The 11,440-nt window shown below is 34.7% G+C and carries 10 protein-coding genes; 2 read left to right on the top strand and 8 right to left on the bottom strand.

Annotated features, from left to right (window positions below):
* Positions 1–614, bottom strand: a 614-nt coding sequence (locus SPD90_RS12215; protein ID WP_320925412.1) for a FadR/GntR family transcriptional regulator, incomplete at its 3' end; no start/stop codon positions are given.
* Positions 615–872: 258 nt separating this feature from the next.
* Here SPD90_RS12215 and ilvD point away from each other — a divergent pair.
* A complete protein-coding gene (ilvD, locus tag SPD90_RS12220) occupies positions 873–2,540 on the top strand; it encodes a dihydroxy-acid dehydratase (protein ID WP_320925413.1) in 1,668 nt (555 codons plus the stop codon).
* A gap of 174 nt (positions 2,541–2,714) precedes the next feature.
* Complete coding sequence (locus SPD90_RS12225) at positions 2,715–3,653, top strand: AEC family transporter (RefSeq protein WP_320624401.1); 939 nt, start codon at positions 2,715–2,717, stop codon at positions 3,651–3,653.
* Positions 3,654–3,756: 103 nt separating this feature from the next.
* Here the strand turns inward: SPD90_RS12225 and secG are convergent, their stop codons facing one another.
* The 7 genes from secG to SPD90_RS12260 all read right to left on the bottom strand — a co-directional run.
* Entirely contained in the window at positions 3,757–3,996 is a 240-nt protein-coding gene (gene secG / locus SPD90_RS12230) for a preprotein translocase subunit SecG (RefSeq protein ID WP_320624402.1), read from the bottom strand.
* Between the two features lie 123 nt (positions 3,997–4,119).
* Positions 4,120–5,241, bottom strand: a complete 1,122-nt coding sequence (locus SPD90_RS12235) for a glycerate kinase family protein (protein ID WP_320925414.1) — start codon at positions 5,239–5,241, stop codon at positions 4,120–4,122.
* Positions 5,242–5,297: 56 nt separating this feature from the next.
* Complete coding sequence (locus tag SPD90_RS12240; protein ID WP_331680165.1) at positions 5,298–6,650, bottom strand: MATE family efflux transporter; 1,353 nt, start codon at positions 6,648–6,650, stop codon at positions 5,298–5,300.
* Positions 6,651–6,788: 138 nt separating this feature from the next.
* Positions 6,789–8,081: a phosphopyruvate hydratase gene (gene eno / locus SPD90_RS12245; RefSeq protein WP_290693894.1), complete on the bottom strand. Its 1,293-nt coding sequence runs from the start codon at positions 8,079–8,081 to the stop codon at positions 6,789–6,791.
* Between the two features lie 179 nt (positions 8,082–8,260).
* Positions 8,261–9,787: a 2,3-bisphosphoglycerate-independent phosphoglycerate mutase gene (gene gpmI / locus SPD90_RS12250; RefSeq protein ID WP_320925415.1), complete on the bottom strand. Its 1,527-nt coding sequence runs from the start codon at positions 9,785–9,787 to the stop codon at positions 8,261–8,263.
* Positions 9,788–9,803: 16 nt separating this feature from the next.
* Positions 9,804–10,550 (bottom strand): triose-phosphate isomerase, encoded by a 747-nt coding sequence (gene tpiA, locus SPD90_RS12255; protein ID WP_320624405.1) that lies wholly within the window; start codon positions 10,548–10,550, stop codon positions 9,804–9,806.
* Between the two features lie 66 nt (positions 10,551–10,616).
* Positions 10,617–11,440: phosphoglycerate kinase (locus SPD90_RS12260; RefSeq protein ID WP_320925416.1), on the bottom strand; the 824-nt coding region annotated here is incomplete at its 5' end.

The raw sequence follows: 11,440 nt of genomic DNA on the forward strand, positions 1-11,440 counted from the left end.
TCTGCATTTCTGTCCCTCATAAAATCCATGATCATTTTGTGATCCTTCAAAGTAAGCTCTGTCGCCTTTTCGTACTGTTTAGACAATATTACGCTCTCATTTATAGCCTTACTTATAATAGGAACTAATTCCTTCATAAAGGAATTTCTGCTAGCCTTTGCTATTGCATTATGAAATAGCTGCTCTGCCTCTGTTCGGTCCTCATCGTTTTGTATTTTATTTTCTATTATTTGTCCATAATTTAGTATTTTTTCGATTTCGTTGTCACTAGCCCTCTTTGCGGCATAATAAGCTGCCATCGGCTCTATTATCAACCTCATTTCTAATAAATCTGCTAAATCAGAATTGCTTCCTTTTAAATTACCCAAAGTAAAATTGTCTACCTCATCGCTTTTTACAAAAGTACCCTTTCCTCTTTTTATTTCAACTATATCCTGTAAAACTAACATCTTTATAGCCTCTCTCAATGTCGTTCTGCTTACATTTAAGAGTGATGATAGTTCGTTTTCATTTGGTAATTTATCACCTACTTTAAACTTTTTCTGAACTGTTATCATATCTAAAATCTCGTCAGCAGCCTGATCTGACAGAGATTGTGATCTGTTGTATTCCATAATTTTAACTCCTTAGCTATATTATTGTCTTTATTTTTAATTTTATTCATTGTTTTCCAATTTTTATTTATTTTTTATTGACATCATATGTTAAATATATTAGTATGATGTTATATAATTTATAAAGAAATAATACATCATAATATTGCTAATATCAAGGGGTTTTAAAATAAAAACCTTCATTATAAGTTATATAAATTTGAATTAAAAAAATTTAACATTGAATGAATATTTTTCGATTATAGGGGGATAATAGAAATGAAAAGTGATGCAGTAAGAAAAGGGATGCAACAAGCACCTCATCGTTCATTATTTAATGCTTTAGGACACACAGAAGAAGAAATGAAAAAACCTTTAATAGGTATAGTAAGCTCTTACAACGAAATAGTTCCAGGTCATATGAACCTAGACAAAATAGTAGAAGCAGTTAAGCTTGGAGTAGCAATGGCAGGAGGAACTCCTGTAGTATTCCCAGCTATAGCGGTTTGCGACGGTATAGCAATGGGACATATAGGTATGAAATACTCATTAGTGACTAGAGACTTAATAGCTGACTCTACTGAATGTATGGCTATAGCTCACCAATTCGACGGATTAGTTATGGTTCCTAACTGTGACAAGAACGTTCCAGGACTTTTAATGGCAGCTGCTAGAGTTAACGTTCCAACAATATTTGTAAGTGGTGGACCAATGCTTGCTGGTCGTGTTAAAGGTGAAAAGAGAAGCTTATCTAGTATGTTTGAAGCAGTAGGTTCTTACGCTGCTGGAACTATGGATGAAGCAGATGTTTTAGAATTCGAAAACAAGGTTTGTCCAACTTGTGGTTCATGCTCAGGAATGTACACTGCAAACAGTATGAACTGCTTAACTGAAGCTCTAGGAATGGGTCTTCAAGGAAACGGAACTATTCCAGCTGTTTACTCAGAAAGAATAAAACTTGCTAAGCATGCAGGTATGAAAATAATGGAATTAGTTGAAAAAGACATAAAACCAAGAGATATAATGACTGAAAAAGCATTCCAAAATGCATTAACAGTAGATATGGCTTTAGGTTGCTCAACTAACTCAATGCTACATTTACCAGCTATAGCAAATGAAGCTGGTGTTGAATTAAACGTAGACATAGCTAACCAAATAAGTTCAAAAACTCCTAACCTTTGCCATCTAGCTCCAGCTGGATACACTTATATGGAAGACTTAAACGAAGCTGGTGGAGTTTACGCAGTTATGAACGAATTAACTAAGAAAAATTTACTTAACCTAGATATAATAACTGTTACAGGAAAAACTGTTGGCGAAAACATAGCTAACTGTGTAAATAGAAACCCTGAAACAATAAGACCAATAGACAATCCATACTCTGAAACTGGCGGTATAGCAGTTCTTAAAGGTAACCTAGCTCCAGATTCTGGTATAGTTAAACAATCTGCTGTAGTTCCTGAAATGCTAGTTCACGAAGGACCTGCTAGAGTATTCGATTGCGAAGAAGATGCAATAGCTGCTATAAAAGGTGGCAAAATAGTTGCTGGTGACGTTGTAGTTATCAGATACGAAGGACCTAAGGGTGGACCTGGTATGAGAGAAATGCTAAATCCAACTTCTGCAATAGCTGGTATGGGACTTGGATCAAGTGTCGCTCTTATAACTGACGGTCGTTTCTCTGGAGCATCTAGAGGGGCATCAATCGGACACGTTTCTCCAGAAGCAGCAGTAGGTGGACCTATAGCTCTAGTTGAAGAAGGAGATATAATCAAGATAAACATCAAAGAAAAAACTCTAGACTTCGTAGTTTCTGATGAAGAATTAGCTAGAAGAAAAGCTGCTTGGACTCCAAGAGAACCAAAAGTAACTACTGGTTACTTAGCAAGATATGCTTCTATGGTTACATCAGGAGACAAAGGTGCAGTTTTAAAGGTAAATAAATAAGTTTAATTTTCACATACAATTAAGGCTAGGTCTTTGACTTAGCCTTATTAATTATGTATTCTTATTATACAAATTTAATATACTACGAATTAAAATTATATATTATAATATTAAGTGAAATAGTTTTATTAAAACGTATATTTAATTTAAAATAACATACGATCGGAGGGCTTTATGGAAAATTTAATTTTATCATTTAATGTCGTAGCGCCGTTATTTTTCATGATGGTTCTAGGATATTTTCTAAAATACATAAAAATGTATGATCAACACACCTTGGATATTATGAACAAGGTTGTTTTCAAGGTATTTTTACCAGTACTATTATTCTACAACGTTTATACAACTGATTTAGGAGAAGCGTTTGATGTTAAATTAATTTTATATGCTGCATCAGGAGTAATTATTTTATTCCTTTTACTATTACTAATTGTTCCTCGTTTAGAAAAAGAAAACTCAAAACGTGGAGTTCTAATTCAAGGCGTGTTCCGTAGTAATTTCGTAATATTTGGTATACCAGTTGCGACTTCAATCTACGGCGAAGGAAACGTCGGTACTACTGCTATGCTTATCGCGACAATAGTCCCTTTATTCAATGTACTAGCCGTTATATCACTTGAAATATTCAGAGATTCTCAAATAAACGTCAAAAAAATAGCTAAAGGAGTAATAACTAATCCGCTTATAATAGGAGCTGTAATAGGGATAATTTTCCTTCTTATAGGGATCCAACTTCCAACTTCTGTACTATCAACAGTTAAGGATATCTCAAAAATAGCTACTCCTTTAGGGTTAATATTACTAGGTGCATCATTCTCCTTCTCTGATATTAAAAAATACCTAAACGAAACTATAATTATAGTCATAGTCAAATTAATTTTAGTTCCCTCAATTATGGTTCCACTTAGTGTTTACCTAGGATTCAGAGGAATTGCTCTACTTACTTTGACAATTATATACGGAGCTCCTACAGGTGTTTCTACATTCCAAATGGCTAAGCAAATGGACGGGGACAGTGATTTAGCCGCACAGCTTATAGTATTTACATCTTTCTTCTGTATAATCACTATGTTCATTTGGATTTATATATTGAAGAGTATGGCACTTATCTAAAGCAAAAAGTCTTCCAGGATTTTGTCCTAGAAGACTTTTTTTATTTTAAAAACTAAATTCAATCTTTAAATTTTTATTAAATGATGGCCAGTCATCTAATTTACTATTTGTTTATTACTACTAATGCTAATGCATTAAGGAAAAATAATACTGAGAATATTTTAGTTGATTTTAAAAGAAATGCTTGTTTTCCTTTTGGTTTAAAATAAGCTTGTGTTTCAACATCTTCTCCTGCTCCACTGAAATCAGAAGAGAAGTTTCCTTTTCCTTCTTGAGGCATTATAACTAATAGTAAAAGTACTGATAGTACTATTTGTACACCCATTAAAATATTATTAAGCATGAGTACCCTCCTATTATTTACTTGAATTATTCAACCTTTAGTTTATCATAATACGGCTTTTATTACAAGAAATCAGCTACTTCTTTCGAAAAAATTAACAATATAAATCTTAAATCATACGGATTACCTCATTAAATTAAAAATCTGCATAGCAGTCATCTTCAAGTTAAACTTAGCGACTTCAGGCTCCATAGCCTTTTCTAACGTCATCGGCTCATTTACTATAGAAAATACCGCATCTATACCATGTTGATTCGCCTTATAAGCGTCATTTGTCAGAGATCCTCCTAGACCTATGACCTTTTTAGAATATTTCTTAGCTAGCTTAGCGACACCTATAGGAGCCTTCCCCATTATAGTCTGAGCATCTAGTCTACCTTCTCCTGTAACAACTACATCAGCGTCCTTTATATCCTCTTCTAAATTGATCTCCTTCAAAATTATATCTATGCCTGATTCTAATTTTCCACCTAAAAAAGTCATAAATCCATATCCTAGTCCGCCGGCAGCCCCTGCTCCTGGGGTATTTTCATATGTATTATTTACAACTTTGCTTAAATTTATAAGCCCATCGTCTAAAATTTTCACTATTTCTTCTGTAGCTCCTTTTTGTGGACCGTAAATATAACTCGCCCCATTTTTACCATATAATGGGTTATCCACATCACACGCCACCTTGAAGCTACATTCTGATAGCTCTTTTAAAGCTTCTGTATCATCTATTCTGTGGATTTTACTTAAAATTTGACCTCCAAGTCCCAGTAAATTTCCATCAACATCATAAAATTTATACCCCAAAGCCTGCATCATTCCTACACCAGCGTCATTTGTAGCACTTCCACCAATTCCTACGATAAAGCTTCTACATCCCCTGTGTATAGCATCCTTTATTATTTCTCCAACTCCATATGTAGTTGTGTATAAAGGGTTTCTCTCTTGTTTCGAAACTAATGTAATCCCTGCTGCCTGAGCCATTTCTATTATCGCAGTTTTTTCGCCTTCTTCTATTATTCCATATGATGCCGTAACCTTTTTATCGAGCGGACCGTGCACTTCTATTTTGTATTTAGTTCCCTTCATACCTTCGACTAAAGCCTCTATAGTCCCCTCTCCTCCATCTGCAAGGGGCTTGACAAGTACCTCTGCATCTGGACAAGCCTTGAGAACACCCTCTTTTATAGCATTTCCTGCATCTACAGAGCTCAAGCTTCCTTTAAGTGAATCTATCGCTACTACAACCTTCATGTAATCTTCCCCCTTAACATTACTTTCATGCAAATATATCCTCCATCAATATAACTCTAATGCCAATACAGCTTCCATCTTCCACTCAAATATCTCCATTCAAATAAAATACCTCTGACTACCCAATCTATAACCATAGCAATCCAAACACCGAATAAACCAAATCCCATATATCTTCCTATAACATAGCTAAATCCAACTCTAAATATCCACATCGAAAATACGCTCACATACATACAGAATTTAACATCATTAGATGCTCTAAGTGTGCTAGGCAACAAAAATGAAAATGGCCAGCTTACTATACCCCAAATACATGTAAATACCAAAATCTGTCTCGCCATTGCCGCTGTTTCATCTGATAAATTATACAGCTCTAATATTTTTCCCATAGCTAAAAGTATAACTACACTTGTGACTATTATACTTGCATATGCGATCAAGGTCATTTTCTTAGTGTAATATCTAGTTTGATATTCATCATTTGCACCTACACATTGCGATATTACCGCCAAATTCGCCTGCACTATAGCCATCCCAGGTGCTACTTGGAACACACCTATTGCGTTACCAACAGCATTTGCAGCGATTGAAGCAGTCCCAAAGCTCGCCACTAAATTTAAAACTATAAGCTTTCCAAATTGGAACATTCCATTTTCAAGGCTGTTTGGAATACCTATATACAATATTTTCTTAATCATATTCTTATTAAAACGAGTGCATATTTTCTCTGATAAATGAATTTGCAATTCGCTGTTTCTTATGAGATAAACTGCTATTACAGCCGCTAAAACTCTAGATAAAGTCGTCGGAATCGCAGCCCCAGCTATACCTATCTTCAATCCATATATCAAAAGAGCATTTCCAACAAAATTGACTGTATTCATTAGTATAGATATTTTCATAGTTATCTTAGAATTTCCCATAGCTCTAAATAAAGCCGCCGCTCCATTGTAAATTCCTATAAATGGAATTGATAAGAAAACTATCATTAAATATGTACTAGCATTGCTCATAACATCTGGTTCAAGATGCCCAAATACCTTATGAAGAATAAAATACTTAAGTATATAGCAAACAGCCATCACAACAATTGAGCTAACTGTTATAAACAGTATCAACTGATCCGCGGCCTCACAGGATTTCTTTTCATTTTTCTGACCTAAATACTGACCTGCTACAACAGCTCCACCAGTCCCAAGCGCCACGAAAATCTGAGTTATTAATATAACAATATTATCTACTAACGAAACCGCCGAAACAGCAGCCTCTCCTACACTCGCTATCATAATCGAGTCGACCAATCCAACTGTAATCAAAAGCAATTGCTCCACCACAAGCGGCAATATCAGCTTCTTCAAGTCGGAATTTGAAAACATATATTTTATATCTCTTTGCTGTACCTCCACCAAATCACTCCCTATTTCAAATATTTCATATAATATAATAATACACTAAAAAGCTACTATAATACAATTTTTAAACATAATAAAAAGACTGCCTAAAATGATAGCTCACCTTAAGCAGTCTTCCTATTCATAAATAAATTACTTATTTAAATTGTAAAAAGATTTCATTCCACAGTATCTAGCTGGCTCACCAATTAACTCTTCTATTCTAAGTAATTGGTTGTACTTAGCAACTCTATCTGTTCTAGATGGAGCACCAGTTTTTATTTGTCCAGCATTTACAGCTACTGCTAAATCAGCAATAGTAGTATCTTCAGTTTCACCAGATCTGTGAGATATAACTGCAGTGTATCCTGCTCTCTTAGCCATTTCTATAGCGTCTAGAGTTTCAGTTATAGTTCCGATTTGGTTAACCTTTATTAGTATAGAGTTTGCAACACCTGCTTCTATACCTCTTTCAAGTCTCTCAGTATTTGTAACGAATAAGTCGTCACCAACTAATTGAACTTTTTTACCTAATCTATCAGTAAGTATTTTCCATCCGTCCCAATCTTCTTCATCTAGTCCGTCTTCTATAGTGATTATTGGGAAGTTAGTTGTCCAGTCCTCATATAGGTCAACCATTTGTTCAGCTGTTAATTCTTTGCCTTCTCCAGCTAAAACGTATTTTTTAGTTTCTTCGTTGTACATTTCTGAAGCCGCTACGTCAAGCCCTAACATAACGTCTTTGCCTGGTTCGTATCCAGCCTTAGATATCGCCTCAACTATTAATTCTAATGCTTCTCTGTTTGAACCTAGGTTTGGAGCAAATCCACCTTCATCACCTACACCGCATGCTAAACCTTTTTCAGCAAGAACCTTCTTTAATGCATGGAATACTTCTGCTCCCATTCTTAAGCCTTCTCTGAAGCAGCAAGCTCCAACTGGTAATATCATAAATTCTTGAACATCTACGTTATTATCAGCGTGTTCTCCACCGTTTAATATGTTCATCATAGGTACTGGTAATTGTTTTGCATTAACTCCACCTATATATTGGAATAACGGTAATCCTAATTCATCTGCAGATGCTCTAGCAACAGCCATAGAAACTCCAAGTATAGCATTTGCTCCTAGCTTACCTTTGTTTGGTGTACCGTCTAATTCTAATAATAATGCATCTATCCCTGGTTGATCTGTTGATTCTAAGCCTTCTAGCTCTGGTGCTATTATGTCGTTTACATTTTTAACAGCGTTTAGAGTACCCTTACCTAGGTATCTAGCTTTGTCTCCATCTCTTAACTCAACTGCTTCAAAAGCTCCTGTTGATGCTCCAGATGGAACTATTGCTCTACCTTCTGCTCCACTTTCTAAAACTACTTCTACCTCTACAGTAGGATTTCCTCTTGAGTCTAATACTTCTCTTGCGTATACTGATTCTATTACTGACATTTTTTTCTCCTTCCATGCTGTCTACTAATCGAGCCGTTTATTTGTAAAACAATAATATTTCACAAATGGGTTGATGGGTAAGTTTGTAAATTTTATATGTTTTATTCTTGTATATTTTCTTCTCGATTAGCTTTTCTCTATTGTCTTTTTATTTTTGTCATTTTTACAAATTTTATTTATTATTTTATTAGAGAATGACCAGTCATTTCTTCTGGTTTCTCTAAGTTCATCATGTCTAATAAAGTTGGAGCTATATCTGATAATCTACCATCAGTTAATAACCCTTTGCCTACGAAATCTTTTCCAGCTACTATAAATGGAACTGGGTTTACTGAATGTGCAGTTATAACCTTGTCTGTTTCTGGATCTACCATTAATTCAGCATTTCCGTGGTCAGCAGTTATTATAGCACTTCCACCGATTTCAACTATTTTGTCTACTAATTTACCTACGCAGCTGTCTACAGTTTCAACAGCCTTTACAGCAGCTTCCATTACACCTGTATGTCCAACCATGTCAGGGTTAGCGAAGTTTACAACTATGAAGTCGTATTTGTCTTCGTTTATTTTTTCTAGAACCTTTTCTAATAATTCTGGTGCAGACATTTCTGGTTTTAAGTCGTATGTTGCAACCTTTGGTGAAGGTATTAATTCTCTATCTTCACCTGCATTTGGTTCTTCAACTCCTCCATTGAAGAAGAAAGTTACGTGTGCATATTTTTCAGTTTCAGCAGCTCTTAATTGAGTTTTACCTAATTTTGATAAATATTCACCTAATGTATTGCTTAATGATTGTGGTCCAAATGCTATTTGAACATTTGGTAAAGTAACATCGTATTCTGTTAAGCAAACAAAGTAAGTGCTTATATCTGCTCTTTCGAATCCTGTAAATTCTGCATCAACTATAGATCTAGATATTTCTCTAGCTCTGTCTGGTCTAAAGTTGAAGAATATCACTGAATCCTTGTCAGATATTTTACCTACTGGTTCACCATTTTCAACTATTACAGTTGGAACGATAAATTCGTCTGTTGCACCTTTTTCGTAAGATGCTTTGATAGCTTCTGATGCTGAATTAGCAGTTTCACCTTCGCCATATACCATAGCTTTGTATGCTACTTCTACTCTTTCCCATCTCTTATCTCTATCCATTGCATAGTATCTACCATTTACAGTAGCGAATTTACCTACGCCTACTTCAGACATGTATTGTTCTATTTCTTGAGCGTAACCTAAACCACTTTGAGGGTCAGTATCTCTACCATCTGTAAATGCATGTACGTATACTTTTTCTACACCTTTTTCTTTAGCCATTTTGATTAAAGCCTTTAGGTGATCTATATGTGAATGAACTCCACCGTCAGATAATAATCCCATTATATGAACGGCATGTTCTTTTGCATTGTCCATAGCTTTGCATAAGATTTCGTTTGTGAAGAAATCTCCATCTTCTATAGCTTTTGTTATTCTAGTTAAATCTTGATATACTATTCTACCTGCTCCGATGTTTGTATGACCAACTTCTGAGTTACCCATTTGACCATCTGGAAGACCTACATCAAGACCACTTGCTTTTATTAATGTATTAGGATAAGTTGCTTGGATTCTATCTAGATTAGGAGTTTTAGCTTCTTTAACTGCATTTCCTACTGTATTATTACTTTCTCCAAAACCATCCATAATTATTAATGCTACTGGTTTTTTCATATGTCTTACTTCACTCCTATTTAAAATTTACAAGAGCAACATAATCATCAGCTTTAAGTGATGCTCCACCAACTAAAGCTCCATCTATGTCACTTTGTCCCATTATTTCTGCTACGTTAGCTGGTTTAACACTTCCACCGTATTGTATTCTAACTTCTTGAGCTAAATCTCCATAAACTGAAGCTACAACTTCTCTTATGTAAGATATAACATCGTTAGCTTGTTCTGCTGTAGCAGTTTTTCCTGTTCCTATAGCCCAGATTGGTTCATAAGCTATAACAACTTTTGCTAAATCTTCTTTAGCTACGTCTTTTAACCCTGCTAATATTTGAGTTTTAACGTGATCCTTAGTTACTCCAGCTTCTCTTTGTTCTAAAGTTTCACCACAGCATAATATTGGGTTTATACCTGTAGCTAAAGCTTTTAAAACTTTTTTGTTTACTGTTTCATCAGTTTCACCAAAGTATTCTCTTCTTTCAGAATGTCCTATTACAACGTAATCCATTCCTATTTCTTGTAGCATTTCAGCAGAAACTTCACCAGTGAAAGCACCTGAAGTTTCGAAGTGCATGTTTTGAGCACCAACTTTTATTTTAGTTCCTTTAGTTGCTTCTTTTAAGTCTTTTAATTGTAAAAATGGTGCGCATATTACTGCTTCTACATCATCTCTATCAGCTCTAGCTCCTACTTCTTTAACGAATTCTAAAGCTTCTTTTATATTTTTGTTCATTTTCCAGTTTCCAGCGATTATTGGTTTTCTCATTTGAATATCCTCCCTTTGAATATATCAATATATATTATTTATCAACTTCTATGTTATTATTTACTCTTATTTGTTATCTAAAGCAGCTATTCCTGGTAATTCTTTTCCTTCTAAGAATTCTAATGATGCTCCACCACCAGTTGAAACGTGAGTCATCTTATCTCCGAATCCTAATTGGTTAACAGCAGCAGCACTATCTCCACCACCTATTACAGTAGTTGCGTCTTCTAATGATGCCATAGCTTTTGCTATTGCTAAAGTACCACCTGCAAATGCTTCAAATTCGAATACACCCATTGGTCCATTCCATACTATTGTTTTTGAACCTTTAACAACGTCTACAAATTTTTCTACAGTTTTTGGTCCTATATCTAATCCTTCGTATCCGTCAGCTATGTTTTGATCTTCAGTTATTACAACTTCTGCATTTGGTGAAAATTCGTTAGCAGTTTTGAAGTCTACTGGTAAGTATAATTTAACACCTTTAGCTTCAGCTTTTGCTATCATTTCTTTAGCGTAATCTATTTTATCTTCTTCTAATAAAGAGTTTCCTATTTCATATCCTTGAGATTTTAAGAAAGTATATGCCATACCTCCACCTATTATTAGGTTATCAACTTTGTCTAATAATTGGTTTATAACATTTATTTTGTCAGAAACTTTAGCTCCACCTAATATAGCAGTAAAAGGTCTAACTGGGTTAGCAACTGCTTCACCTAAGAATTTTAATTCTTTTTGGATTAAGTATCCGCAAACTCTTTCTTCTAAGAATTCTCCAGCACCTACAGTTGAACAGTGAGCTCTATGAGCAGTTCCGAATGCATCATTTACGAATATTTCTGCTAATGAAGCTAATTCTTTAGAGTAGTTTTCTTCATTTTTAGTTTCTT

Origin of the sequence: Intestinibacter sp., assembly GCF_034113885.1 — a bacterium.
Classification (GTDB): Bacteria; Bacillota; Clostridia; order Peptostreptococcales; family Peptostreptococcaceae; genus Intestinibacter.

What these genes read in the sequence shown, in the direction of transcription:
- ilvD (WP_320925413.1), top strand. Translation starts at nt 873, where the DNA reads ATGAAAAGTGATGCAGTAAGAAAAGGGATGCAACAAGCACCTCATCGT.
- SPD90_RS12225 (WP_320624401.1), top strand. Translation starts at nt 2,715, where the DNA reads ATGGAAAATTTAATTTTATCATTTAATGTCGTAGCGCCGTTATTTTTC.
- secG (WP_320624402.1), bottom strand. Translation starts at nt 3,996, where the DNA reads ATGCTTAATAATATTTTAATGGGTGTACAAATAGTACTATCAGTACTT.
- SPD90_RS12235 (WP_320925414.1), bottom strand. Translation starts at nt 5,241, where the DNA reads ATGAAGGTTGTAGTAGCGATAGATTCACTTAAAGGAAGCTTGAGCTCT.
- eno (WP_290693894.1), bottom strand. Translation starts at nt 8,081, where the DNA reads ATGTCAGTAATAGAATCAGTATACGCAAGAGAAGTATTAGACTCAAGA.
- gpmI (WP_320925415.1), bottom strand. Translation starts at nt 9,787, where the DNA reads ATGAAAAAACCAGTAGCATTAATAATTATGGATGGTTTTGGAGAAAGT.
- tpiA (WP_320624405.1), bottom strand. Translation starts at nt 10,550, where the DNA reads ATGAGAAAACCAATAATCGCTGGAAACTGGAAAATGAACAAAAATATA.